Origin of the sequence: Streptomyces sp. NBC_00442, assembly GCF_036014195.1 — a bacterium.
Taxonomy (GTDB): Bacteria; Actinomycetota; Actinomycetes; order Streptomycetales; family Streptomycetaceae; genus Streptomyces.
Genome location: NZ_CP107918.1, coordinates 4647806 through 4673614 on the forward strand (window position 1 = coordinate 4647806; position 25809 = coordinate 4673614).

At 70.7% G+C, this 25809-nt stretch carries 22 protein-coding genes; 9 read left to right on the forward strand and 13 right to left on the reverse strand.

The window, feature by feature from the left end; translation table 11 throughout:
- Positions 1–49: 49 nt before the first annotated feature.
- Positions 50–553, reverse strand: a complete 504-nt coding sequence (locus OG432_RS20810; protein WP_328312464.1) for a GtrA family protein — start codon at positions 551–553, stop codon at positions 50–52.
- Positions 554–710: 157 nt separating this feature from the next.
- Here OG432_RS20810 and OG432_RS20815 point away from each other — a divergent pair, with 157 nt between their 5' ends.
- From OG432_RS20815 to OG432_RS20830, 4 genes are all read left to right on the forward strand, one after another.
- Complete coding sequence (locus tag OG432_RS20815) at positions 711–1850, forward strand: 5-(carboxyamino)imidazole ribonucleotide synthase (protein ID WP_328312465.1); 1140 nt, start codon at positions 711–713, stop codon at positions 1848–1850.
- Positions 1847–2380 carry a 5-(carboxyamino)imidazole ribonucleotide mutase gene (gene purE, locus OG432_RS20820; RefSeq protein WP_328312466.1) on the forward strand — a complete coding sequence of 178 codons (534 nt, stop codon included), beginning with the start codon at positions 1847–1849 and terminating at the stop codon, positions 2378–2380. The genes OG432_RS20815 and purE overlap by 4 nt, the downstream gene beginning before the upstream one ends.
- A 5-nt stretch (positions 2381–2385) precedes the next feature.
- Positions 2386–3582, forward strand: a complete 1197-nt coding sequence (locus OG432_RS20825) for a dipeptidase (RefSeq protein ID WP_328312467.1) — start codon at positions 2386–2388, stop codon at positions 3580–3582.
- Between the two features lie 360 nt (positions 3583–3942).
- Positions 3943–5079, forward strand: coding sequence for a dipeptidase (locus OG432_RS20830; protein WP_328312468.1), 1137 nt, complete (start codon positions 3943–3945; stop codon positions 5077–5079).
- A 37-nt stretch (positions 5080–5116) separates the two neighbouring features.
- On the opposite strand, the gene OG432_RS20835 is transcribed toward OG432_RS20830, so the two are convergent.
- Complete coding sequence (locus OG432_RS20835) at positions 5117–6442, reverse strand: UDP-glucose dehydrogenase family protein (protein WP_328312469.1); 1326 nt, start codon at positions 6440–6442, stop codon at positions 5117–5119.
- Positions 6443–6645: 203 nt separating this feature from the next.
- Between OG432_RS20835 and OG432_RS20840 the strand changes: the two genes are divergently transcribed.
- Positions 6646–7812: an acyl-CoA dehydrogenase family protein gene (locus OG432_RS20840; protein WP_328312470.1), complete on the forward strand. Its 1167-nt coding sequence runs from the start codon at positions 6646–6648 to the stop codon at positions 7810–7812.
- 72 nt (positions 7813–7884) lie between these two features.
- Here the strand turns inward: OG432_RS20840 and OG432_RS20845 are convergent, their stop codons facing one another.
- The 6 genes from OG432_RS20845 to OG432_RS20870 form a co-directional block, all read right to left on the reverse strand.
- Entirely contained in the window at positions 7885–8124 is a 240-nt protein-coding gene (locus OG432_RS20845) for a hypothetical protein (protein ID WP_328312471.1), read from the reverse strand.
- A 281-nt stretch (positions 8125–8405) separates the two neighbouring features.
- Positions 8406–9263, reverse strand: a complete 858-nt coding sequence (locus OG432_RS20850) for a helix-turn-helix domain-containing protein (RefSeq protein ID WP_328312472.1) — start codon at positions 9261–9263, stop codon at positions 8406–8408.
- Positions 9247–9777, reverse strand: coding sequence for a DUF6879 family protein (locus OG432_RS20855; RefSeq protein WP_328312473.1), 531 nt, complete (start codon positions 9775–9777; stop codon positions 9247–9249). The genes OG432_RS20850 and OG432_RS20855 overlap by 17 nt, the downstream gene beginning before the upstream one ends.
- Positions 9761–9970: a hypothetical protein gene (locus OG432_RS20860; protein WP_328312474.1), complete on the reverse strand. Its 210-nt coding sequence runs from the start codon at positions 9968–9970 to the stop codon at positions 9761–9763. The genes OG432_RS20855 and OG432_RS20860 overlap by 17 nt, the downstream gene beginning before the upstream one ends.
- 218 nt (positions 9971–10188) lie before the next feature.
- Positions 10189–11454: an LPXTG cell wall anchor domain-containing protein gene (locus OG432_RS20865; protein ID WP_328312475.1), complete on the reverse strand. Its 1266-nt coding sequence runs from the start codon at positions 11452–11454 to the stop codon at positions 10189–10191.
- 308 nt (positions 11455–11762) lie between these two features.
- Entirely contained in the window at positions 11763–13064 is a 1302-nt protein-coding gene (locus OG432_RS20870; RefSeq protein WP_328312476.1) for an LCP family protein, read from the reverse strand.
- A gap of 118 nt (positions 13065–13182) precedes the next feature.
- Between OG432_RS20870 and OG432_RS20875 the strand changes: the two genes are divergently transcribed.
- Positions 13183–13707 (forward strand): acyl-CoA thioesterase, encoded by a 525-nt coding sequence (locus tag OG432_RS20875; protein WP_328312477.1) that lies wholly within the window; start codon positions 13183–13185, stop codon positions 13705–13707.
- An 18-nt stretch (positions 13708–13725) separates the two neighbouring features.
- Here OG432_RS20875 and OG432_RS20880 read toward each other — a convergent pair whose 3' ends face one another.
- Complete coding sequence (locus OG432_RS20880) at positions 13726–15270, reverse strand: LCP family protein (RefSeq protein WP_443058593.1); 1545 nt, start codon at positions 15268–15270, stop codon at positions 13726–13728.
- Between the two features lie 98 nt (positions 15271–15368).
- On the opposite strand from OG432_RS20880, the gene OG432_RS20885 reads away from it, so the two are divergent.
- On the forward strand, positions 15369–16385 hold the full coding sequence (locus tag OG432_RS20885) for a glycosyltransferase family 2 protein (protein ID WP_328312478.1): 1017 nt from the start codon (positions 15369–15371) through the stop codon (positions 16383–16385).
- A gap of 98 nt (positions 16386–16483) precedes the next feature.
- On the opposite strand, the gene OG432_RS20890 is transcribed toward OG432_RS20885, so the two are convergent.
- The 4 genes from OG432_RS20890 to OG432_RS20905 all read right to left on the reverse strand — a co-directional run bounded on the left by OG432_RS20890 (position 16484) and on the right by OG432_RS20905 (position 22733).
- Positions 16484–18253: an LCP family protein gene (locus OG432_RS20890; RefSeq protein WP_328312479.1), complete on the reverse strand. Its 1770-nt coding sequence runs from the start codon at positions 18251–18253 to the stop codon at positions 16484–16486.
- 97 nt (positions 18254–18350) lie between these two features.
- Positions 18351–20117, reverse strand: a complete 1767-nt coding sequence (locus OG432_RS20895; RefSeq protein WP_328312480.1) for an LCP family protein — start codon at positions 20115–20117, stop codon at positions 18351–18353.
- 230 nt (positions 20118–20347) lie between these two features.
- Positions 20348–21787 (reverse strand): LCP family glycopolymer transferase, encoded by a 1440-nt coding sequence (locus OG432_RS20900; RefSeq protein ID WP_328312481.1) that lies wholly within the window; start codon positions 21785–21787, stop codon positions 20348–20350.
- 193 nt (positions 21788–21980) lie between these two features.
- Positions 21981–22733 (reverse strand): TIGR03089 family protein, encoded by a 753-nt coding sequence (locus OG432_RS20905; RefSeq protein WP_328312482.1) that lies wholly within the window; start codon positions 22731–22733, stop codon positions 21981–21983.
- A gap of 128 nt (positions 22734–22861) precedes the next feature.
- Here OG432_RS20905 and OG432_RS20910 point away from each other — a divergent pair, with 128 nt between their 5' ends.
- Both OG432_RS20910 and OG432_RS20915 read left to right on the forward strand, forming a co-directional pair.
- The gene (locus OG432_RS20910) at positions 22862–24151 is read left to right on the forward strand and encodes a peptidoglycan recognition protein family protein (protein WP_328312483.1); all 1290 of its coding nucleotides are present in this window, start codon (positions 22862–22864) and stop codon (positions 24149–24151) included.
- 108 nt (positions 24152–24259) lie between these two features.
- Positions 24260–25342 (forward strand): NDP-sugar synthase, encoded by a 1083-nt coding sequence (locus tag OG432_RS20915; RefSeq protein WP_328312484.1) that lies wholly within the window; start codon positions 24260–24262, stop codon positions 25340–25342.
- The last annotated feature ends 467 nt before the right edge of the window (positions 25343–25809 follow it).

Sequence of the window (25809 nt, forward strand, 5' to 3'; positions counted from 1 at the left end):
AGGGCCCCGCTCGGCGCACGCGGTCAGCGGAGCCGGTCAGCGGAGCCGGTCAGCGCTCGGCGGGGACGGCGGGCCTGGGGGCGTCGAGAAACGATTCGGCCGTCTGTACTGCCTCCCGGGCCGGGAGTGCGCGGAACACCCAGGTGCGGTAGGACCAGAAACGGAACAGGGTGCCGAGCCCGATGCCGAGGAACTTGAAGAAGTTGTTCTGCCACGGGCTGTTCCAGCCGAACCCGTACGTCGCCGCGTACAGGATGCCGTTCTCGATCACCGCGCCGACCAGGCTGAACAGCAGGAACAGCGTGAGCTCACGGGCCCGGCCGCTCTTCTCGCGGTCGCGGTAGGCGAAGTAGCGGAAGCCCACGTAGTTGAACGCGATCGCGATCGCGGTGGCCAGCAGGCTGGCCCGCACCACCTGGAGGTCGGTCGCGTGCCGCAGCAGGTTGAAGGCGCCCATGTTCACGAGCACCCCGAGACCGCCCACGGCGCCGAATTTGGCGACCTCGCGGACGAGCAGTCGCAGTCGCGATGGCGACGCGCCCTGTGCACTCATGGTGATCGCCCAGCCCCGTCCGAGTAGGTGTGCTTTTCGTGCCAGTCAACCCGCCCATGCTAACCACCCCCTCGCCGCGGTGCCCCGTGCGAGCCCCCGAAGACCCCCGGAACCCGGCCCTGGCGGGGCGCGCGCGGGCGGCGGATACCCTGGAGGCGTGACGTTCCCGGTAGTCGGCATGGTCGGCGGCGGTCAGCTCGCCCGCATGACCCACGAGGCGGGCATCCCCCTCGGCATCAGATTCAAGCTCCTCAGTGACACCCCGCAGGACTCGGCGGCCCAGGTGGTGAGCGAGGTCGTCGTCGGCGACTATCGCGACCTGGACACGCTGCGTGACTTCGCGCGCGGCTGTGACGTGATCACTTTCGATCACGAACACGTGCCGACCGAGCATCTGCGGGCCCTGGAAGCGGACGGCATCGTCGTCCGGCCGGGGCCCGACGCGTTGGTGCACGCCCACGACAAGGGGGTGATGCGCGCCCGGCTCAGTGCCATCGGCGCGCCCTGCCCCCGCCACCGCATCGTCGCCGATCCGGCCGACGTGACGCGGTTCGCCGAGGAGGGCGAGGGCTACCCCGTCATCCTCAAGACGGTGGTGGGCGGCTACGACGGCAAGGGCGTGTGGTTCGTGCGCTCCGAGGCCGACGCGGCGGACGCCTTCAAGGCGGGCGTCGACGTGCTCGCCGAGGAGAAGGTGGACTTCGTGCGGGAGCTGGCGGCCAACGTCGTCCGCTCGCCGCACGGCCAGGCGGTGGCCTACCCCGTCGTGGAGTCCGTCCAGGTCGACGGCGTGTGTGACACGGTGATCGCCCCCGCGCCCGACCTCGACGACGCGCTGTCGGGCGAGGCGCAGGAGCTCGCCCTGCGCATCGCCTCCGAGCTGGGCGTCGTCGGCCACCTCGCGGTCGAGCTCTTCGAGACGCGTGACGGACGCGTCCTCGTCAACGAGCTGGCCATGCGCCCGCACAACTCGGGCCACTGGACCCAGGACGGCGCGATCACCTCGCAGTTCGCCAACCACGTCCGTGCCGTCCTCGACCTCCCCCTGGGCGACCCGCGCCCGCGGTCGAAGTGGACCGTGATGTGCAACGTCCTCGGCGGCGACTACCCGGACATGTACTACGCGTACCTGCACTGCATGGCACGCGACCCGCAGCTCAAGATCCACATGTACGGCAAGGAAGTGAAGCCCGGCCGCAAGGTGGGCCACGTGAACACCTACGGCGACGATCTCGCACAGGTCCGCGAGCGGGCCCGTCACGCAGCCGACTACCTCAGGGGAACGATCACCGAATGACCACCACCAGCAGCCCCCTCGTCGGAATCGTCATGGGCTCGGACTCCGACTGGCCCGTGATGGAGGCCGCCGCCAAGGCGCTCGACGAGTTCGAGATCCGCTACGAGGTCGACGTCGTCTCGGCGCACCGGATGCCGCGCGAGATGATCGCGTACGGCGAGGAGGCCGCTGGACGCGGCCTCAAGGCGATCGTCGCGGGCGCCGGGGGAGCCGCCCACCTGCCGGGCATGCTCGCCAGCGTCACCCCGCTCCCGGTGATCGGCGTGCCCGTCCCGCTCAAGTACCTCGACGGCATGGACTCGCTGCTCTCCATCGTGCAGATGCCGGCCGGCGTGCCCGTGGCCACCGTCTCGGTCGGCGGCGCGCGCAACGCGGGCCTCCTCGCGGCCCGCATCCTGGCCACGCACGACGCCGAACTCCTCACCCGCATGCGGGAGTTCCAGCAGGAGCTCAACGACCAGGCCACCGAGAAGGGCAAGCGGCTGCGTACGAAGGTCGAGGGTTCGGGCGCCTTCGGGTTCGGAAAGTGAGTGCCATGACCAAAGCCACGACGCATCTCGACGAAGCCCGCGCCCTGCTCGCCCGCCACCCCGTGGTCGACGGCCACAACGACCTGCCCTGGGCGCTGCGCGCGAAGGTCCGCTACGACCTGGACCGCTGCGACATCGCGACCGACCTGACCGGCCGCACCCACACCGACATCCCCCGGCTGCGGTCGGGCGGCGTCGGCGCGCAGTTCTGGTCCGTGTACGTACGCACCGACTTGGCCGGCGACGAGGCGGTCAGCGCGACCCTGGAACAGATCGACTGCGTCGACCAGATGCTCGCGCGCTATCCGTGCGACCTGGCGCCCGCGCTCACCGCCGACGACATGGAGGCGGCGCGCGCCGAGGGTCGCATCGCCTCCCTGAAGGGCGCCGAGGGCGGCCACTCGATCAACGAATCCCTGGCCACGCTACGGGCGTTGTACGCGCTCGGCGTGCGCTACATGACGCTCACCCACAACGACAACCTGGCGTGGGCGGACTCGGCGACGGACGTGCCGAACGTGGGCGGGCTCTCGCCGTTCGGCCATGCGGTGGTCCGCGAGATGAACCGCATCGGCATGCTGGTCGACCTCTCGCACGTGGCGGCGACGACGATGCGCGACGCGCTGTCGACGTCCGTCGCGCCCGTGATCTTCTCCCACTCCTCCGCGCGGGCGATCTGCGACCACCCGCGCAACGTCCCCGACGACGTGCTGGCGCAGCTGCCCGCCAACGGGGGAGTGGCCATGGCCACCTTCGTCCCGAAGTTCATCCTGCCGGCGGCGGTGGCGTGGACGCAGGCGGCGGACGAGAACCTGCGGGCGCACGGGCTGCACCACCTCGACACGTCGCCGGAGGCGATGAAGCTCCACGAGGCGTTCGAGGCGGCGAATCCGCGGCCGGTCGCGACGGCGGCGACGGTCGCGGACCACCTCGACCACATGCGGGAGGTCGCGGGCGTCGACCACATCGGCATCGGCGGCGACTTCGACGGCACGGCCTTCACCCCGTCCGGCCTCGACGACGTATCCGGCTACCCGAACCTGGTGGCCGAGCTGCTCTCCCGGGGCTGGTCCTCCGCGGACCTGGCGAAGCTGACGTGGTCGAACGCGGTGCGGGTGCTGCGGGACGCGGAATCGGTATCGAGGGAGCTCCGCCCCCTGCGGGGTCCGTCGAACGCGACGCGGGCGTCCCTGGACGCGTAGCCCCGCGGGGCGCGGCGAGCTGTTATGCGCAGTTCCCCGCGCCCCTAAAACCCGCTTTCGTGTGCGGGCCGTGCCCGCTTCTCGCGCAGTTCCCCGCGCCCCTCAGCCATCCGGTGCCGGGCAGCATGGGCACCCTCAGCCCGTCATGGGGGTCCCCCCTGGCCCCTAAGGCCTTGGGGGAGTTCGAGGACGAGCGCCCTTAAGGCGCGAACCGGGGTCTGGGGCGGAGCCCCAGGGGGCTGGGGGCCGCGGGGTGCCTCGGGCGGGCGGGTCCCCCGAACGCTTCGTTCGTCGCGACCCCACCGGCGCCCCGTGAAACGGTGTCGATACTGCCGTCACCGCCGATACCGGGAGCCCGTCATGGCAGATCTGCAGGACGACCCCCAGGACACCTCGGCGATCGGCGAGCTCGATCAGCCGACCTCCACCCCGCCCGTCCCGATACCCGGACCGGAACCCGTACCGGACCACGACGAGGGTCTGGACCGAGCCCGTGCGCTGCTCGCCGCGCACCCCGTGGCCGACGGGCACAACACCCTGGCGAAGGCACTCGCGCTGACCCCCTGGCACGACCTGGAGGTCGGCGAGAGCGCGCTCGACACGGACATCCCGCGACTGCGGGCCGGCGGCGTCGGTGCGCAGTTCTGGGCGCTGACCGCCGAGGCCGACGGCACCGACCCGGCCGGCGCCACCCTGGAGCGCCTCGACCGGATCCGCTCGCTGGTCGCCTCCTGCCCCCAGTGGCTGCGCCTCGCGCTGACCGCGGGCGACCTCGCCGACGCCCGTAACTGCGGCCGCATCGCCTCGTTCCTCGGGCCGGTGGCCGCACACGCACTCGGCGATTCGCTGGGCACGCTGCGGTCGTACCACGTCCTCGGGGTACGGGCCCTCGCACTGGGCCCGGGTACCCGCTGGACCGAGCCGGGCCTGAGCCGCTTCGGCCTCGAAGTGGTGCGCGAGGCGAACAGGCTGGGGATACTGCTCGACCTGTCCGGCTCCACCGAAGGCACCTGGCGCCGCACCCTCGACGCGTCCACGGCGCCGGCGCTGCTCTCGCGTTCGGCGGCGTCCTCGCTGACCCGGCATCCGCTGAACGCCAGTGACGAGCTGCTCGCCGCGCTCGGTGCGCACGGCGGGGTGTGCCTGGTGAGCTTCGCCCCCGAGCAGATCGAGCGGAGCGGTTCGGCCGTCTCCGTGCGGGACGTCGCCGATCACATCGAGCGGGTGCGGGACGTGGCGGGCGCGAGCCACGTGGGTCTCTCGGGAACGTACGGTCTGACCACCGGCGCCCCGCGCACCACGGGCCTCGAAGATGCCTCGTGCTACCCGAACCTGATCGCGGAGCTGCTCGACCGGGGCTGGAGCGAGTCCGAGATCGCGGCGCTGACCTGGGACAACCTCGTGCGTGTGGTGCGGGACGCGGAGTTCGGCGCCCGTGCGACGGCGGCCCGCAGGGCCCCGTCGAGCGCCACCATCGAGGAGCTCGACGGCCCGTGACCGCGCCGCGGAGCCGGCACGATCCGGACGAGGGGACCTAGGCGCGCGGGCGACCCATCGCGCGGTAGGTCCATCCGGCGTCCCGCCACTTGACCGGGTCGAGCGCGTTGCGCCCGTCCAGGATGATCCGGGACGCCGTGGCCGCGGCCAGCTCGGCGGGGTCGAGGTCGCGGAACTCGCGCCACTCGGTCAGGTGCAGCACGACATCGGCGCCGCGCACCGCGTCGAGCGCGGTCGGTGCGTAGCCGAGCGTCGGGAAGAGCCGGCGGGCGTTGTCCATGCCCTTGGGGTCGTACACGGTGACCTGGCCGCCCTGGAGGTGGATCTGCCCGGCGACGTTCAGCGCGGGGGAGTCCCGTACGTCGTCGGAGTCCGGCTTGAACGTGGCGCCGAGGACCGCGACGCGCTTGCCGAGGAACGTCTCGCCGCCCACCGCCTCGCGGGCCAGCTCCACCATGTGGCCGCGCCGGCGCATGTTGACCGAGTCGACCTCGCGCAGGAACGTCAGTGCCTGGTCGGCCCCGAGCTCGCCGGCCCGCGCCATGAACGCCCGGATGTCCTTGGGCAGGCAGCCCCCGCCGAAGCCGATGCCGGCCCGCAGGAACTTCTTTCCGATGCGCTCGTCGTGGCCGAGCGCCTCCGCGAGCTTCACCACGTCGCCGTCGGCGGCCTCGCACACCTCGGCCATGGCGTTGATGAACGAGATCTTGGTGGCGAGGAAGGAGTTGGCGGCGGTCTTGACCAGCTCGGCGGTCGGGAAGTCGGTCACCACGAAGGGCGAGCCCTCGCCGATCGGTCCCGCGTACACCTCGCGCAGCAGCTTCTCGGCGCGCTCGCTCTCGACGCCGACGACGAGCCGGTCCGGGTGCAGGGTGTCGTCGACGGCGAAGCCCTCGCGCAGGAACTCCGGGTTCCAGGCCAGCTCCACGCCCTCGCCGAGCACGGCCGCGAGCCGGGCGGCCGAGCCGACCGGCACCGTGGACTTGCCCACGACGAGTGCGCCCGGCGCGAGGTGCGGGGCGAGCGAGCCGAAGGCGGAGTCGACGTAGCTCATGTCACAGGCGTACTCGCCGTGCTTCTGCGGGGTGTTCACGCAGACGAAGTGCACGTCGCCGAACGCGCCGACCTCCTCCCACGAGGTCGTGAAGCGCAGCCGGCCCGTCGATCCCTCGATGCCGGCCACGTGCTTGCGCAGCAGCTCTTCGAGACCGGGCTCGTACATGGGGACGCGCCCCTGCGCGAGCATCTCGATCTTCTCGGGCACCACGTCGAGACCGAGCACCTCGAACCCGAGCTCCGCCATGGCCGCGGCATGGGTGGCCCCGAGGTATCCGGTGCCGATCACAGTGATCTTGAGGGCCATGCGGTGCTCCTGGAAGTACGGGCTCGGGAGGCGGGCTCGAAGGGCGGGCTCGGGCGGCGTCAAACGCGCTGCCCGAGCATAGTCGGGCCCGGCCGGAGCGCTTTTTCCGGGCTGTCACCAAGCTCACGTATGCCTGGGGGCCACCTGCCCCCTAAAATTAGGTTACTTAACGGTAGTTAGCGTCCCTTGGGGAGTGAGAAACCTTGGCCGGAACGGCTGGCAACTCGGATTTCGACCTGTACCGCCCGTCCGAGGAGCACGACATGCTCCGCGACGCCATCCGCTCGCTCGCCGAGGCCAAGATCGGCCCGTTCGCGGCCGAGGTCGACGAGCAGGCGCGCTTCCCCCGGGAGGCGCACGACGCGCTGGTCGCCAACGACCTGCACGCCGTGCACGTGCCGGAGGAGTACGGCGGCGCGGGCGCCGACGCCCTCGCGACGGTCATCGTGATCGAAGAGGTCGCGCGGGTCTGCGCCTCCTCCTCCCTCATCCCGGCCGTCAACAAGCTCGGCTCGCTCCCGGTGATCCTGTCCGGCTCCGAGGAGCTGAAGAAGAAGTACCTGGGCCCGCTCGCCAAGGGCGAGGGCATGTTCTCGTACTGCCTCTCCGAGCCCGACGCGGGTTCCGACGCGGCCGGCATGAAGACCAAGGCCGTCCGCGACGGCGACTTCTGGGTCCTCAACGGCGTGAAGCGCTGGATCACCAACGCCGGCGAGAGCGAGTACTACACGGTCATGGCCGTGACCGACCCCGAGAAGCGGTCGAAGGGCATCAGCGCCTTCGTCGTGGAGAAGTCGGACGAGGGCGTCTCCTTCGGCGCCCCCGAGAAGAAGCTCGGCATCAAGGGCTCGCCGACCCGCGAGGTCTACCTCGACAACGTCCGCATCCCCCTCGACCGCATGATCGGCGAGGAGGGCACGGGCTTCGCGACCGCCATGAAGACCCTGGACCACACCCGCATCACCATCGCGGCCCAGGCCCTCGGCATCGCGCAGGGCGCCCTCGACTACGCCAAGGGCTACGTCCAGGAGCGCAAGCAGTTCGGCAAGCCGATCGCCGACTTCCAGGGCATCCAGTTCATGCTGGCCGACATGGCCATGAAGCTGGAGGCCGCCCGTCAGCTCACCTACGCGGCCGCCGCCAAGTCCGAACGCCTCGACTCGGACCTGACGTTCTTCGGCGCCGCGGCGAAGTGCTTCGCCTCCGACGTCGCCATGGAGGTCACCACCGACGCCGTCCAGCTCCTCGGCGGCTACGGCTACACCCGCGACTACCCGGTCGAGCGGATGATGCGCGACGCCAAGATCACGCAGATCTACGAGGGCACGAACCAGGTCCAGCGCATCGTGATGTCGCGCAACCTGCCGTAGCGTTCCGCCCCGACGCAACGGCCCCCGGCCCCGCGCCGGGGGCCGTTCGCGTCCCCGGGCCCGGCGGTCGCTTCACGGGCCAGGACGGCCGGCGCGGTCGCGGGTCCCGGCCCGGATCACCTCGGCGACCCGTTCGGCCAGGTGCGCGGGGAGCTGTCCCACGTCGACCCAGGCGGTCCCCTTCCGGCTCACCAGGGGCCGCGGACGCGCGGTCTGCGCGGCCCCCGCGCCCATGCCGTCGAGAGCTTCCCCGAGCGTGTCCGCAGCACACTCCGCCCGCACCCAGGCGTCGCGCCACTCCTGCGTCCCCATCACTTCCCCCGCCTCCCGTGGGGGTGGTTCCGGATTTCCGCCGCCGCGTCGTACGCCGCGCTCCACTTACTGGCCGCCCTGGCCGCACGCAATTCCCCCGCCAGGGCCACGCACACCCCGCAGGTGCGGTCGGGAGCGCAGTCGTACACGTACGCCTCGACCGCGCCGGGAAGTTCTACCGGAGGTTGCGGGTACGGGATCGGATCGGTCATGGCATCCCCTCATCGATGGCATCTTCACTGCCCGACCATTCTCGGCCTGGAAATGGTTTCACCCAGCGATTATTCGTGTTGCGGGGTAAACGATCCTGATCGGCAGGTGGCTGCCCATTCCCCGAGGGTCGACCTTGCTTCATCGTCGAAGAGGGCGTGACTCTCGAACAGGGCGAAGAGTTCACGGTGTTCGGCGATGTCCCGGGCGTCTTGGAAAACGATTCGGCCCGTGAAAGTCTCGACGGTCACGATTCGCCGGTCATAGACCGTGAAGGTGTTCATGGGGCCGCGCGTGGCAGTGGTCCCCAGGGGAATGGCGCCGATATGGACATTCGGCAGACGGGACAGCGAGACCAGGTGGTCGAGCTGAGCGGCCATCCCTGCGGGCGGCAGTATTGGCCATTTCGCGGCCTGTTCCGTCAGCAGGAAGGTGAATCGCTTGGAGCCCTCGTACAGGACTGCTTGACGCTCCAGCTTCCTTGCCACCGTTTTGGACGTGTCCACGGGCGAGTGCCCCAGGCTCGCCCTGATGTACTCAGGCGTGGCGAGGAGCCCGGTCACCATCGCGGGCAGGAAGTAGCGGAGTGTTGTCGCCTCTGCCTCCAGGCCGGCCAGCTCGGCCTGCCGCTTCTCCAGCCCTCTGCGCCACGACGCCCGCTTGCCCTGCCATTCCGTGTGGGCGAGGCGTGCGAGGGCGGTTGCCTGCGATACGAGCTCCGGGGGCGCGTCGAGGGCTCGAAGGATCAACTCGACGTCGACAAGGCCCGGTGTGATCCGGCCGGTCTCCACGTTGCTGAGCTTGGTTTGGGACATGTTGCAGCGCCGAGCGAGCCAGACCTGTGTGCGGCCGGCTCGCTTGCGCAGGGCGCGGAGTGTCTCAGCCAAGTCGGCCTTGGACCGGCCCAGCTGTTCAGGGTCGAACGTCAAGGCCCTTCACGTACTCCTCGAAGGACATGGCGTGCTCCAACGCGATCCGCTGCCACTCCCTGTAGGGGGCGGGGTCGCCCTCGTAGGTCTCGCGATTGATCTGGGTGCCGTCCGGCCGGAAATTCAAATGGGCGATACGGGTCGCGTCGAACATCCACCAGTCACGGCCGGAGAGCGGGAGGCCGTGCGTTCCCCGCGTCACGTCCAGGACTCGGATTTCTTCTCCCGCCGCGATGTTGCCGGGGATGCCCCAAGCGAATTGGTACCGCTGATATTCGGTGAGCGGCTGGCGTACGACGCGGACTCGGCCGATGCGCCGGCCGGATCGGACATATCCGCGTACCCGCTCATGCCAACGGGCATTGTGCCCGGTGGGCATGTCCTCTCCGCGGAGGAAGCGGGCCACGTTCTCTTGCTCTCTGGGCATGGTGTAGGTGGGCTGCGCCTCGAATCGCCACGCTTCCTGCTCGAAGGCGTCGAAGAACCTACGCCAGTCTTCACCATCCAAGAGCACGGACCGCCTCCCTCAGAATGTGTTCCGGGATTTCCACCAAGGCCTCGCCGTCAGGGGGTGAGAACGCGGCGGACACATCCCCCTGGACAACGAATGAGCCGTTCTTCGTCCGGTACACATTCGGGCAGTCGTCGTCGTCACAGTCGGGTCCACCGACCTTGCCGGTGAGGCGGGTCAATTCCTCGCGCGCCATGGTTCCCCTCCTCGGCCGCAGGGCCGTTGCCTGCCGCTACGAGGACGGTAGGGCGGCCGGAGGCGACCGGTCCATGGTGCATCGCCCGTATTCGCGTTGTCGGGTAGAAACCCTGCCCACCGCGACACGCGTCAACGTGCCCCAACCACACTGGAGTTGAAGAAGGGCCCGCACCCGGTGCATGACACGGGTGCGGGCCCTTCGGCTGGGGTGGGGCGTCAGGTGCGGTCGGCGGACTTGCGGCGGCGGGTGAACAGGACCGCGCCGGCGCCGAGGACCAGGGCCGCGCCGCCCGCGAGGGCGAGCTGGGGCATCGCGGAGGACGAGCCGGTGTTGGCCAGCGCCCCGCTGGTGGCCAGCGGGGTCGCTGCCGCGCCGCCCTGGGCGGTCGGCGTCGAGCCGCCGCCCGCGGGCTTCGCGGCGGCCGGCTTCGGACGGTCCTTGTCCTTGTCCTTGTCCTCGACCGGCTGCGGCTTCGCGGCGTCGCTGTCCGGCTTGCTGCCGGCGGGCAGCACCTTGAACTTGTACAGCTTCATCGGGCCGAGCACACACGGGTTGTACGCGTCGGAGGCGTCGCCCGCGATCTGGGAGAACCCCTCGCCCGCCTTGGCCTTGGCGTCGACCGTCAGGCGGACCTTCACCTCGATCGCGGAGCCCGGCTTCACGCCCTTCTGGGACGCGACGTGGGCCGGCTCGTCGTCGAGCTCCTTCCACACCGAACCGTCCAGCCACTGCGCCTTGGCCTGCGCGGTGTGGACGAAGAACAGCGGGTTCAGGTCCAGCGTGCGGTCGGTGCCGTTGGACACCTGGAACGAGAAGTCGACCGCGGAGCCCGCGACGACCTGCGCCGGCAGCCCCTTCAGCTGGGAGGACAGCTTGGGCAGCCAGACGCACTCCCCGGCGGCCTTGAGCGCCGCGTCGGCGTCCTTCTTGGCCTTCTCGGCGTCCTTCTTGGCCTTGGTCGCCGCGTTGCCCTTGCGCAGGGCCTCCACCCGGAGGTCCTCGAGGGCGCGCTGCTCGGTCTTCTTCTTCGCGTCGGCCGTCGTCAGAGCCGCCGCGGCGTCCTTGGCGGTGGCCTCGGCGTCGGTGACGGCCTTCTGCGCGGCCGCCTTCTCCTCCGCGGTCGCGGTGTCGGGGAGCCCGTCGAGCTTGGCCTTCGCGCCGGTCACCGCCTTGTCGGCGGTGTCCTTCGCGGTCTTGGCCTTGTCGGCGGCGGCGTCGGCGTCACGGAACGGCTTGGCCTCGGGGGCGTCGATGCGCATCAGCTTGTCGAGGACGGCCTGCTGGGCGTTGTCGGCCTGGAGAGCGGTGTCGTAGGCCTTCGCCGCGTCGGCGGCGGCCTTCGTCAGTTCGGCGTACGTGGACTTCTGCGACTGCGCCGCGGGCTTCGCCTCGGCGGCGGACGCGGGAGACACCGAGAGCAGCACGGCCGGGGCGGTCACGGCGGCGGCGACGGTGGTGGCGAGAATGCGACGGATATTCAAGTGAGCCCTTTTTCTGGGTCCGAAAGGCTGTGTCGTCGGCGCGGCGGTCGATTTCACGCAGCGCCGACGGCAGTGATCGTATGGCTGCTCTTGGGGCGAGGAAAGGCAGTTGGTCCGGGGTGTGAAAGCGGTACGTAGCGCTCCGTGGGAATTAATCGGGACGAAAAGGGACAGTTGCCCTCGGACCCTGTGGTTTCCCTGTGAGGCATGTCATGTGTGCGCACCGCAGGGCGTTCCACGTGCAGGAAAAGGCCCGGCCCGCCGCATCGGAATGCGGCGGGCCGGGCCCAAATACCGTGCGGATCGGCTTACTTGACCGTCACCGCGTCGTCGTTCTTCAGCTCGTTCACCAGTTGCGTGACCTTCGGCTTGTCCCAGAGCAACGAGGTCTGCGGTCCGTCGCCCGCCACCGGCATGTTCATCGAGATGCCGTCGCCGCCGGTGATGCCCTTCATCGCCCAGAACATCGAGCCGAGGTCGAACAGGCTCATGTCCTTGTCGACGATCAGGGTGTCGAGGCCCGCGCCCATCACCGGATACAGCTTGAAGGGATTCAGCAGGGTCGTCGGCGTCGCCGTCTGACTGGCCAGCGCGGAGAGGAACTTCTGCTGGTTCTTCGTGCGCTCCAGGTCGCCCGCGGCATATCCGTGGCGGTTGCGTACGAACGCGAGCGCCTGCTGACCGTCGAGGGTCTGCTTGCCCTTCTTGAAGTCCGCGCCGGAGTCCTTGTCCTTGATGTCCTGCGGAATGTCGATGTCCACGCCGCCGACCGCGTCCACGATGTTCGCGAATCCCGCGAAGCCGATTTCCGCGTAGTGGTCGATGTGCAGACCGGTATTGGCCTCGATGGTGCGGACGAGGAGTTCCGGGCCGTCGATGGAGAATGCCGCGTTCAGCTTGTCCTTGCCCTTGGACGGGAACGTCTTTCCGGAGTCCGAGCCCTTGAAGCTCGGAATCGTCACCCACGAGTCGCGCGGCAGCGACACCATCGTGTTCCCGTTGTCGCCGGTGTGCAGAAGGATCATCGAGTCCGTGCGCTTGCCCTCTGCCGAGCCGGTGTGCAGCTTCTTCTTCTCGTCGGCGGACATGCCGTCGCGGGAGTCGGAGCCGACGATCAGGTAATTGGTGCCCTTGCCCCCGTCGGGCCGGTCTATGACCTTGGACAGGTCGACCTCGCGGCGCACCTTGCCGTCCGCCCAGAAGTACGTGGCGACCGACGTGACCAGGAGCACGACGACCAGGGACAGGACGCCGACCGTGATGCGCTTGCGCCAGTTCGGCGGCGCGGCGCCCTGCCTGCGGCCGCTCCCGCCGCCACCGGGCCCGCCGGGACCGCCGGGGCCCGCCGGACCCCGGCCCGCGGGGTTGCCGTAGACGTGGCCCTCGCTGTAGCCACTGTCGTACGAACCCTGTCCGGGCACGCCGCCCTGGCCGTACTGGGGCTGTCCGTAGCCGTCGTCGTAGGCGGGCTGCTGCTGGGGGACGGGTCGCTGGACGTGCCGCATCCGGCGCGCGCCCTCGGGCTGCGCGGCGGAGCTGCCGCGGCCGTAGGCGTCGCGGTCACCGGTTCCGCGGGCATTGCCACTGCCGGCGTCGGGCCAATCGTTCATGCCGTCCAGCATGCACGGAGGTACCCCGTCGCTGACAGGGCAGGGTGGATTTCGGAGCAGGGCTGTTGCAAGGCTGATGCAATGAGCCGGAAATCGTACGACGCCTAAAGTGGTACGCATGACTGATCTTCCGGGCAAGCCGACCTCGGCCTCCCGAACCACCCTGAGCCACATCATGACCAGCCACGACACCAACCTCCTCGGCACGGTCCACGGTGGCGTGATCATGAAACTGGTGGACGACGCCGCGGGCGCGGTCGCGGGCCGCCACTCGGGCGGGCCGGCCGTCACCGCCTCCATGGACGAGATGGCGTTCCTCATGCCGGTCAGGGTCGGCGACCTGGTGCATGTGAAGGCGCAGGTCAACTGGACGGGCCGGTCCTCCATGGAGGTCGGCGTACGGGTCCTCGCCGAGCGCTGGAACGAGTCGACCCCGGCCCAGCAGGTGGGCTCCGCCTACCTCGTCTTCGCGGCCGTCGACGCCGACGGCAAGCCCCGCCCGGTGCCGCCGGTGCTCCCCGAGACCGAGCGCGACGAGCGCCGCTACCAGGAGGCCCAGATCCGCCGCACCCACCGGCTCGCCCGGCGCCGCGCGATCATGGACCTGCGGGAGAAGCGCGCCGCTGAGGGCCTGGACGACTGAGCATCCCGGGGCCGCGGCTCAGGGGCAGACCACCCGGTCGCCGGTCACCGTGCCGAAGTCGCCCTGGGGCTGCTCCTCGGCGCGCACCGGCACGACGTCCTTGAAATCGGCGCCCGCCGTCACCTTCATCGTGGCGCCGAGCCCCTTGACCGGGCGCAGCTCGCTGCCCGGAAGGGCGAGCGCGAGGGACTTCGCCGAGCGGTCCCAGCGCGGGTCGTACTCGATCAGCGTGCGGTGCATGTCGAGATTGGCGCTGGCCCGCGGGGCCCGGCTGGTCCTGAACCCGGTGGCGTACAGCGCGTCGTCGACCCGGCGCCCGAGCCCGTCGGTGCGGGTCCCGTTGTAGACCTGCACCCTGATCTGCTCGGGGGCGACCTCGACCACCGCGCCCGGCTCCTTCTGCGGCGGCTTGGCGTCCTTCGCGGCCCCGGGGGCCGCGGGCTTCGGCGCCGCGGGCTTCGGCGCCTCCGGCTTCGGCGGGGCGTGCGGGGCCAGCGGCTTGTCGTCGCGCAGCAGCTCGAACAGCTTCTTCGCCTTCGCGTCGTCCCACTTCACGGTCGACCCGACGCCCTTGACCTGGAGGCCGAGCTGTCCGAGCGGCACCGTCGTGAAGTCCGACGAGGAGGGCGAGAACCCCTTCATCGCGGCGGTGAAGCTCAGCATCTCCTCCATCCCGAAGCCCTCGTCGGCCCGTACCGAGGAGAGCAGGGAGGAGGCGACCTCGCGGAACTTCACCGGGTTCAGGAGCACCCCGTTGCTGGTCGCCTTCTCGATGAGCGCGGCGAGGAAGCGCTGCTGGCGCTGCATCCGGCCGAGGTCGGCGGAGCCGTCGGTGTGCCGGGAGCGCACGTACTGGAGCGCCTCGCCACCGCCCAGCTGGTGGGTGCCGGCCGCGAGGTCGAGCCCGGTGTAGGAGTCCTTCATGGGGCGGGCCGTGCAGATCTGCACGCCGCCGACCACGTCGACGGTCTTCATGAAGCTGGTGAAGTCGACCTCCAGGTAGTGGTCGATCTTCAGGCCCGTCATGTCCTCGACGGTACGCACGGTGAGCGAGGGCCCGCCCTCGGCGTAGGCCGCGTTCAGCTTCACCGGGTGCCGGGCGTGCTTCTCGCCGGTCGCCTCGTCGGTGTGCTCGGGGACCTCGGCGTAGGAGTCGCGCGGCAGGCTCACCACGCTGACCCGGTCCCGCTCCGCCGACACGTGCACCATCATGATCGTGTCCGTGCAGTGGCAGGGCGCCCCGCCGAGCCGGTACTTCTGCTTCTCCTCGGGCGTGATCCTGTCCCGCCCGTCGGTGCCCACGAGGAGGATGTTGGTGCCCCGGCTGCCCTGCGGCCGGTTCTTCATGTCGCGGAACGGGTCCACCCGGCCGATTCCGCCGTCCAGGCTGGTCACCACCGCATGCCCGACCCCGCCCGCACCGAGCACCAGGACGGACAAGGTGGTCGCGAGCCGCATGCCCCAGCGGGGGCGCTCGTCCTGCTGTCTGCTGCGGGGCTTTCCGGGTCGTACGGGGCGCGGGCGGGGCGGCGTGGGCACGGGGGACCTCCGCGGGTGCGACAGGGGGATCGTGAGCACCGTAGGCCCATACGATCAGCTACCCCGCGCACCGCCCGGCCGCCGCGCGACCTTGTCCCCCGTTCGCGGTAACGTGACCACCGATGAACGCCACGCCTGCTGTTTCCGTGATCATGCCGGTTCTCAATGAGGAGCGGCATCTGCGCAACTCGGTCCGTCACATCCTGGAACAGGAGTACGCGGGCGAGATGGAGGTGGTGATCGCGCTCGGGCCGTCCACGGACCGCACCGACGAGATCGCCGCCGAGCTGGTGCGCGAAGACCCCCGCGTCCACACCGTGCCCAACCCCACCGGCCGCACGCCCGCGGCCCTGAACGCCGCCATCAAGGCCTCACGCCACCCGATCGTGGTACGCGTCGACGGCCACGGCATGCTCTCGCAGAACTACATCGCCACCGCCGTGCGCCTCCTGGAGGAGACCGGCGCGATGAACGTCGGCGGCATCATGCACGCCGAGGGCGAGAACGCCTGGGAGGACGCGGTGGCCGCCGCGATGACCTCGAAGATCGGCGTCGGCAACGCGGCCTTCCACACCGGCGGTCAGGCCGGCCCCGCCGAAACCGTGTATCTGGGTGTCTTCCGCCGCGAGGCCCTCGAACAACAGGGCGGTTACAACGAGGAGTTCATCCGCGCCCAGGACTGGGAGCTGAACTTCCGGATCAGGGAGGCCGGCGGTCTCATCTGGTTCTCGCCCGAGCTCAAGGTCCAGTACCGGCCCCGCCCTTCGGTGAAGGCGCTCGCCAAGCAGTACAAGGACTACGGGCGTTGGCGCCATGTGGTGGCCCGCTACCACGAGGGCTCCATCAATCTGCGCTACCTCGCACCGCCGACCGCCGTCTGCGCGATCGCCGCGGGCGTCGTGGTGGGCGCGCTGGTCACGCCGTGGGGCTTCGTGGTCCCGGCCGGCTACCTGGCCGCGATCGCCGCGGGTTCGCTGCCGGCGGGCAAGGGGCTCTCGCTCAAGGCCCGCGCGCAGATCCCGGTGGCGCTCGCCACCATGCACATGTCGTGGGGCTTCGGCTTCCTCACCAGCCCGAAGGCGCTGGCGCGCAAGGTCATCGCGAGCCGCCGCCCGGCCGTGCGGACCACGTCCGTGTAATCCGTGTAACGCGTACGGAACGAACGACAGGGGGCGCCCGGTGCCGTGCAGCACCGGGCGCCCCCTGTCGCGTACGCCCCGTCTCGTCCGTCCGCGAGCTAGAAGCGGTAGGGCGCGTACACCTCCATGCAGACGCCCTTGTCGGCTCCGTTGACCGTCTCGGTGTCCTTGAGCGGGTCGGAGGCCTTGGGGTCCTTCTTGGGGTAGCTCGCGCCGGTGCGCCAGTCGCCGCCGACCACCAGGGTCAGGGCCTTGACGTCGGACGCCTTGACCGCGCTGATGGGCAGACCGAGGGCGGTGGCGACCGACTCGGCGTCCGCCTTGCCCTGCGCGCCCGCGCCCTTGGGGTAGTCGACCTCGCTGGCGGCGGCCGGGTCGCTGGAGCCCGTCACGGCCTGGGCGAAGCCCTTCGCCTTGAGGGCGGTGACCACTTCGGTGGCCCGGCCCTTGGCCGCGATACGGCCGCCGGTGCCGGTGCCGTTGACCACGGTCACCGCGAGCGAGGCGGGGGCGCCGGCGGCCGGGCCGGGGCTGCTGGAGGGCGACGCCGCGGGCTTGCCGTCGTCCTTGCCGTCCAGCGGCTTGTCGTCGCGCAGCATCGCCCACAGCGCGTCCGCCCTGGCGGTGTCCGGCACCACGTGGGCGTCCGGGTCCTTGGGGTCGGGCAGCCGCGGCATGGTCAGCATGTTGATGCGGTCCATGGGGATGTCCTTGAGCTCCATGCCCAGGTCGAACAGCTTCTTGACGGTGCCGAGCTCCGAGGACACCTGGAGCGACTTGGTGGCCGTCTCGGCGATGTCCATGAGACGGCCCGTGTCGGTGAACGCGTTCTGGTCCTTGAGGTTGCGGATCACCGAGTTCATGTACATGTGCTGTGCCTCGGAGCGGGCGATGTCGCTGCCGAAGGCGTGCCGGGTGCGCAGCCACTGGAGGGCCTGCTCGCCCTTGACGGTGTGTTTGCCCGCGGTCATGTGGAGGTGCGAGCCGCCCGGCTGGAGCGTGGTCGGATGGTCGTCGATGTTCTGCTTCACGCAGACGTCGGCGCCGCCCACCGCGTCCGATATCGCGACGACACCGGCGAAGTCGACCATCATCCAGTGGTCGATGTAGATGCCGGTGAGCTTCTCCCAGGTGTCCAGGACACAGCCCGCGCCGCCGCGCCCGAGCGCCTCGTTGATGAGGTTGTTGGTGGGCGCGTTGACCTTGTTCGTGTCGGGGTCCTTGCACTCGGGGATGTTCACCCGGGTGTCGCGCGGGATGCTCACGACCGAGGCGTTCTTGCGGTCGGCGGAGACGTGGAGCAGCATCTGCACGTCCGCGTGCGGAGCGCTGCCGCGGTTCTCCCTGGCGCCGCCGAGCGCGACGTTGGCGTCGGTGTTCCGGCTGTCGGAGCCGATCAGGAGGATGTTCAGCGGGGTCTGGCCCGCGGCGTTCGGCGCGGCCTTCTTGGCGTCGCTGCCGCCGGCGCTGCGATCGCCCTTGCGGATGTTGTTGTTGAGGTGCTGGTAGTACAGGTAGCCGGCGCCGGCCGTGCCGACCATGAGGACCGCGAGCGTGATCGCGGTCCATTTCAGTATGCGGTACGTGCGTGTACCCCGTCTGCGCCGCCCGCCCCTGCCCCGGCGCCCCCGGCCGGATTCCCCCGGTCCGCCGGTTCCCCCCGCACCGCCGGACTTCCCGGGCGCGCCGGACAGGCCGGGCACGCCCGGATTCTCGTCCGTCGCGGTACTGCCGGACGCGTTGGACGCGTTGGACGCGTTGGACGTGCCGGACGCGTCGTTCTCGTACAGGCTCTCGTCCCAGCCGAGTTCGCCCGCGTGCTCGACACGGCCGTGCGTCCCCTCCCCGCGCACGCTGTTCTTCCCCACCCCGATACCCCCCTGTTGTTCAGACTCCCCCTGAGGCCCGGACGGGCCATGAGTCTGCTACTTCGCTACTTCGCTACTTCGCTACTTCGCCAGTTCGCTATTTCGCGCACACCGACTTGTCGGCTTCGACCTTCTGGATGCCCTCCGGTGCCTTGGCCGGGGGGCCGATGGGTGTTCCCGCCTCCTTGAAGTCGGGCCCGAGGGTCAGCACCATCGGCTCCTTCCCCACGGCGTCCTTCGTGCCCGGCTTCAGGGCCGCGGCGGGCAGGCCGAGCAGATCCGCGAGCTTGCGGGCCTGGTCGGCCTGGTTCGGCGCGTACGCGAGGACGGTGGCGGGCACCTTCTGCGGTGCGTTCGCGCCGTTGCTCGACTTGAGTACGCCCTGCTGGTTCTGGAGCCAGGTGAGCATCGAGCTGGCGGAGCCCGCCAGCGCGCCGCCGTTGAGCACGGTGACCCGTACGTCGGAGTTCTTGGCGCGCGGGCCGTTGAGCCGGGCGGCCTCCTCGGCGGCGGCCGCGCTCTTGGACTGCGCCTCCTTCTTCTTCACCTCGGTGAGCGAGGTGTCGGCGCGCATCATCGCGAACAGCGGCTCGGCCTTCGACGGATCCGGCACCACCGTGATGTGGTTCTTGCCCTCGGCCGGGTTGTCCATGACGGGCAGCGTGGTGAAGGTGATGTTCTTGGCGTCGATCTTGCCGAGGACCTGGGCGAGGTCGGTCAGCTTCTTGATACTTCCTATCCCCGAGTCGACGGTGAGCGCCTTGGTCGCCGCGTCCGCGAGCCCGTAGAGCTTGGTCGGGCTGCCCAGGGTGTCGTCCGACTTCATCTGCCGGATCATCGAGCCGATGAACTGCTGCTGCTGCTTGATCCGGTCGAGGTCGCTCTCGTTGCCGAAGCTGTGCCGGGTGCGTACGAACGCGAGGGCCTGCTCGCCCTTGACGACGCTCTCACCGGCCGGGAGCTTCAGATGGGACTTGGGGTCGTTGACCGCCTTGGCGAGACAGATCTTGACGCCGCCGACGGCCGTGGAGAGCTCCTTGACGGCGTTGAAGTCGGCCATCATGAAGTGGTCGACGGTGAGCCCGGTGAGCTTCTTGACCGTACGCATGGTGCAGCCCGGGTCGCGGCCCTCCTGACCGAGGCTCGTGTTGAACCGTACGCGGCTCTCGCCCGGCACCGTCTTGGTGGTGCCGTCCTTCTGCTTGGTCGGGCAGGCGGGGATGTCGGTGATCATGTCGCGCGGGATGGACAGCGCGGTCGCGTTGGTCCGGTCCGCCGAGACGTGGAAGAGGATGTTGGTGTCGGCGTGGCCCTCGCTGCCCGCGTCGCCGTACCCCTCGTTGCCCTTGCCGGTCCGCTTGTCGGTGCCGATGACGAGGATGTTGAACGCCCCGTCGGGCACCGAGCTCTTGCTGCCCGCGTCGCCCACGTCGACGGTGCTGATGTTGCCGTTGAAGTGCTGGTAGAGCCAGTAGGCGCCGCCCGAGCCGACGACGAGGACGAATCCCATCACGCCGCCGGTCCACAGCAGGACCTTCTTCTTGCGGGTCGCCTTCGGCTTGCGCTTGCGACGGCCCTGCGCGTCGGGGGACTCCCCGGAAGGGGCCTTGTCGGACGGGGTCTTGCCCGAAGGGGCCTTGCCGGCCCGGCGATTGCGCTGACCTGGCACTTCGCGACGGCCGGACCGCCCCGACGGCTCGGCATCGGAATCCGTCGCGCGGCGTGTGGAGGACCGGCCGGGGCCGGGGGGCGACTGCGGTCCGGAGGGGCTCAGTCGCAGTTCGTAAGTGCCGGTATCCGGGTTGAGGACCCACTGGTCTGCGGGGTCGACATCATCGGCCCGTCCACGGCTCTGCGCATCCACGGTTGCTTCTGTCCTCCGTCGGTGCCGAGTCGCTTCCCCCAAAGCGCTCAATCATTCGATCCTGCGGTGCGCGGCCCGCGGCCGGTCGCACCGGATCGCGTCACACTATCTGGCCAGTTCGGCCAAGAGCGACGGCCGTGACACATTCCACGCCCTTTACAACCGGGCATTTGACACCAATTCGCCGACGGTCACGCGGAATTCACAGGTCGCTCACCCCTCGGTGGCGCCTAGGCGCACACGCCCGAGGCCGCGTTCGTCCCCGGGTAGACGGGGGTCGACGACGCGCTGGGCGAAGGGTCCGGATCGTCGGGCTTGTCATCCCCGCCGGTCCCGTCCTTGCCGCCCTCCTTGGACTTCGCCACGTCCGCGGCCGGCGCCACCTTGATCGGCTGGTCCTGCCGCAGCCGGGTGAAGAGCCGGTCCGCGTCCGGCTGGACCAGTTCGTCCCGGTTGCGGTCGTATGCGTACGGCTGGCGCGGGACCGTAAGGAAACGGATGTTCTCGGTGGGAATGTCGCGCATCGAACTCACCAGGTCGTACAGCTCCTTGAGGCTGTCCAGGCCGGCGTCCGTGGTGAGGGACCGGGTCGCCGCGTCCAGGACCGGCACCAGGCGGGCCGGATTGAGCAGCACCCCGTTGCTCTGCACCTTCTTCATCAGCGAGCCGAGGAACTGCTGCTGGCGGTCCATGCGTTGGGTGTCGCTGCCGTCCCCGAAGCCGTGCCGGGACCGTACGAAGCCGAGGGCCTGCTCCCCGCGCAGGAGGTGACGGCCCGCGGGGAGCTTGAGGTGCGCCTGCCGGTCCTCGACCGGTTCCTTGAGGCAGACCTCGACGCCGTCCACCGCGTCGACCATGTCCTTGAACCCGCTGAAGTCGACGACCATGTGGTGGTCGATCCGCACCCCGGTCATCTTCTCGACCGTACGGATCGTGCAGGCCGCGCCGCCGATCTCGAACGCCGAGTTGAACTGGGCGAACTGGGCCTTGGACGTGGTGCCGTCCTGCTCCCCGCACGCCGGGAGGTCCGCCATCAGGTCGCGCGGCAGCGAGACGGCGGTGGCGCTGAGCCGGTCGGCGGCCAGGTGCAGCAGGATCGTGGTGTCGGAGCGCTGACTGCCGCCGTCGTCCCTGCCGTACGAGGAGTTGCTGCCCGCACGCGAGTCCGAGCCGATGAGCAGCACGTTCTCGGCGCCGCGCACGATCGGGTCCGGCCGGTCGCGCGCGTACTTGTCGAGCTCCTGCGCGGCGGAGGTGTCGGTGCGGATGTTGCCGTCGAGCTTGCGGTAGAACCACCAGCCGGTCCCGGCCGCCGCGAGCACGACGACGGACACCCCGAGCGCGGTCCAACGCAGCCAATGCCGCCTGCGGTTGGGGGTGGCGGCCTCGTCCGCCTCTTCGACGCCGATGCCGGCCGGGTCGTCGGCGCCGCCCGTACTGTCGGTTTCGGTCGCGCTGTCCGCGTCGGTCGCGTCGGTCGCTCGGGCCGGGGAGTCGGGCTCCGCGGGCGGGGTCTCATCGCCCTCGGCCTTGGGCTCGGCCTTGGGCTTCGCCTCGGTCGCCTCGGTCGCGTTGGTCTCGTCGGCCGCGTCGGTCTCGCCGGTGTCGTCCCCGGCCGGGCGCTCCGGTTCGGGAGGCGTGCCAGCACTGTCGGTCACGTCGGCGTCCATCCTCACGGGCCTCGCGGGCCATCACGGGGTCGGCGGCACGCTGCGCCGCCGGGGCACCCCGGTAGACGGCCGAATCGCGCGCATGGTTGTGCGTACGGTCGATCATGTACCGGGGGCGCCGCCGGAGCCCGGGAGCCGGGCCCCCGCGTGGGCCACAAGGGTGGAGATCAATGCCGGGTGACCGGCGGGACGGTCACAGCGAGCGGTGTGTGACCCGCTCGCTCTCGGCCCGCTTCTCCAGCCCGCCGTCGGCCAGTTGGTCCAGGTTGCGGCACAGGACGACCGAGCCGCCGGCGGCGAGCGGGGCGTAGAGGCCGCTCGCCAGGCCGTGCCAGCTGTCGTACGCGAGGCCCGAGAGCAGGCGTGCGCCCGGCGCGAGGCCGAGCGTCGTCGCCTCCGCGCGGGCGCGGGCGACGAGTTCGGCCGCGCTCACGTCGAGGCCGCCGACCGCGAGCGCGGGGGCGTCGGGGTCGACGGGTGCGTAGGGCGCGAACCGGTCGCCCTGGCTCGGCACCTCGACGGCGTAGTCCGCGAAGCCGGCCGGGGGCTGCGGGAAGCGACCGCCGAGCGGACGCAGTGCGAGAGCCACTCGCTCGCCGGTGCAGGCGAGAGCCTCCTCCAGGGTGTCGGGGCCGCTGACCACGAGGTCGGCGGCGGCCGGATCGCCGCCGATCTCCACGGCCACGCCCACCGAGTGGCAGGCCATCAGCCACACGGCGCTCTGCCAGTGCGCGGGGAGCAGCAGTGCGAGCCGGTCGCCGGGCTCGGCGTTTAGATCGCCCTGGAGCAGATTGGCGGTCTTGGCCACCCAATTGGCGAAGGTGGCGACGGAGAGTTCGACGCGTTCGCCGGTGGCGTCGTCGTAGAAGGTGATGAGGGGGCGGCCCGGGTCCGCGGCGAGCGCGGATCGCAGCAGGTCGGCAGGGGTGCGGTCGCTGGCGTTCACGCGGGCAAGGCTACGGGGCGCGCCCGGGTGGCACCGGCACCGGTGGGCCGGGTGCGTACACCGGTTGGCCGACGGACCGTCAGTTCAGCGTTGGACAGATATGAACCGCTATGTCCACGATCGTCACCATGCGTAGCTTCCTTGCGTCTTCGATCGGCGTCGCCGCTGTCGCGGCCCTCGCCCTGCCCCTCGCGGCCACCGTGCCCGCCGCGGTCCCGGCCGCCGCCGCGGAACCCGCCGGATCCACCCAGTCGCTGCCGCTCGCGCCGCTGCCCGGCGCGACCCGGTCGGCGGGCGGCGCCTCCCAAGAGGGCCTGGCGGTGCGGGAGGTACGGCCGTTCTCGCTGGTCGGCGTCGTCTGGGACAACGCCGACGACGAACTGCGCGGCAGCGTCCAGGTCCGCTCCAGGGCCCGCGCCACCGGCACCTGGTCCGCCTGGCAGGACCTGGAGACCCACAACCACGATCACGGAGCCGACCCGGGAACCCCCGAGGCGGCGCGCCCCCTGCACGGTTCCACCGCACCCCTGTGGGTCGGCGACTCCGACGCCGTCGAGGCGCGGGTGGACGCCGAGCCGGCCGGGGAGGGCCAGGAGGCCGCACCGCTCCCCGAGGGGCTGCGCCTGGACCTCGTCGACCCGGGCGCGGGACCCGCCGAGCGGGACGCGGGCGAGAGCACCCGAGCCGCGGAGACCCCCGACGTGCTGCCCGCCCTCGACGAGGCCGCCACCCAGGCCGAGGCGGCCGACGTGGCCGGCGCGTCCGAGTCCGACTCCTCCATGTCCGGCTCCGCCGGCATGGCCCGCCCCTACGTCGGACCGAGGCCTCGCATCATCACCCGCAAGGGGTGGGGCGCCGACGAGCGACTGCGCGAGCGCGGTTTCGTCTACACCAAGAAGGTCAAAGTCGCCTTCGTCCACCACACCGCGTCCGGCAACGGATACAGCTGCGCGCAGTCGGCCTCCGTCCTGCGCAGCATCTACCGCTTCCACGTCAAGAGCAGCGGCTGGCGTGACATCGGCTACAACTTCGCGGTCGACAAGTGCGGAAACATCTACGAGGGCCGGGCCGGGGGCGTGACCAAGGCGGTGCTCGGGGCGCACACCCTCGGGTTCAACACGGACAGCACGGGCATCGCGGTCCTCGGCACCTACAACAAGACGAACCCGTCGGCCGCCGCCCTCAAGGCCGTCGAGCAGCTCGCGGCCTGGAAGCTCGGTCTGTACGGACTGAACCCGGCCGGCAAGAGCACGCTCGTCTCCGGCGGCGGCAACCGCTACAAGAAGGGGCGCAGCGTCAGGTTCAACGCCATCGCCGGTCACCGCGACGGGTTCGCCACCGATTGCCCGGGGGCGCGCCTGTACAGCAGGCTCGGCACCGCCCGGGTCACCGCGGCCCACTACCAGGGCCGGCGCTGACCGGCGGCGGAGGCGCTCGGGGGGTCTGCATAAACTGGCCGGCCGGGAGATCCGTCGAACACGCGACGGAATCCGAAGGCCGGCCCCAGCAGGAAGCAGAGACGACAGGTGACTGAAGCGATCCTCCTGGTCGGTGGCAAGGGCACGAGACTGCGCCCGCTCACGGTGCACACGCCCAAGCCGATGGTGCCGGCGGCGGGCGTCCCCTTCCTCACCCACCAGCTGGCCCGTGCCCAGGCGGCCGGCGTCGACCACATCGTGCTCGCCACGTCCTACCTGGCCGAGGTGTTCGAGCCGTACTTCGGGGACGGCTCCGCGCTCGGTCTCAGCATCGAGTACGTCACCGAGGACGAGCCGCTCGGCACGGGCGGCGCGATCCGCAACGTGGCGTCGCGGCTCCGCTCGGGGCCCGACGACCCGGTCCTGATCTTCAACGGGGACATCCTGACGGGCCTGGACATCAGGGCGCTGGTGGACACCCACCGCTCGTCCGGCGCGGACGTCTCCCTGCACCTCACCCGGGTCGACGACCCGAGGGCGTTCGGGCTCGTGCCGACGGACGCGACGGGGCGGGTCACGGCGTTCCTGGAGAAGCCCCAGACGCCGGAGGAGATCGTCACCGACCAGATCAACGCGGGCGCGTACGTGTTCCGGCGCTCGGTCATCGACGGCATCCCCGCGGGCCGGCCGGTGTCGGTGGAACGCGAGACCTTCCCCGGCCTGCTGGCGCGCGGCGCCCACCTCCAGGGCATGGTCGACTCGACGTACTGGCTCGACCTCGGCACCCCGGCGGCCTTCGTCCGCGGCTCGGCCGACCTGGTCCTGGGCCGGGCCCCTTCCCCCGCGGTCCCCGGCCGCTGCGGCGACCGCCTGGTCCTGCCGACGGCGACGGTCGCACCCGACGCGAAGCTGACGGGCGGCACGGTGGTGGGGGACGGTGCGGTGGTGGGCGCGGGCGCGCGCGTCGTGGGCAGCGCGATTCTGGCCGGTGCGGTCGTCGAGGCGGGGGCGGTGGTCACGGATTCGCTGGTGGGGGCGGGTGCGCGAATCGGCGCGCGGACGATCCTGGACGGCGCGGTGGTGGGTGACGGGGCCCACGTGGGCCCGGACAACGAGCTCCGCTCGGGGGTACGGGTGTGGTGCGGCGCCGCCCTGCCGGCGGGGGCGGTCCGCTTCTCCTCGGACCAGTAGGGGCTGCCTTTCGACCCCGGGCGGGTGGGTCGTTCCTTCGCACCTGCCTGCGGACCGTGCGTGGTTGCCCGCGCCGTTCCCCGCGCCCCTTAACGGGGCTCGGCACCGATGGTTCGTGTCCGCCGCGGCGGAGCCGTGCAATGTCACAGTCCCGCGCCCCTTTACGGGGCTCGGCACCGATGGTTCGTGTCCGCCGCGGCGGAGCCGCGCAATGTCACAGCCCCGCGCCCCTGACCCGCTTTCGTGTGCGGACCGTGCGTGGTTGCTCGCGCAGTTCCCCGCGCCCCCAAAAACCCGCTTTCGGGTGCGGGCCGTGGACGGCTGGTCGCGCAGTTCCCCGCGCCCCTGTAGGGCACCCGGAGCCGCGCGATGTTGCAGCTCCGTGGCCCTTAGCTGCTCGGTGCGGGGCAGCATGGGCATCTTCAGCCCGTCATGGGGGTCCCCCCTGGCCCTTAAGGCCTTGGGGG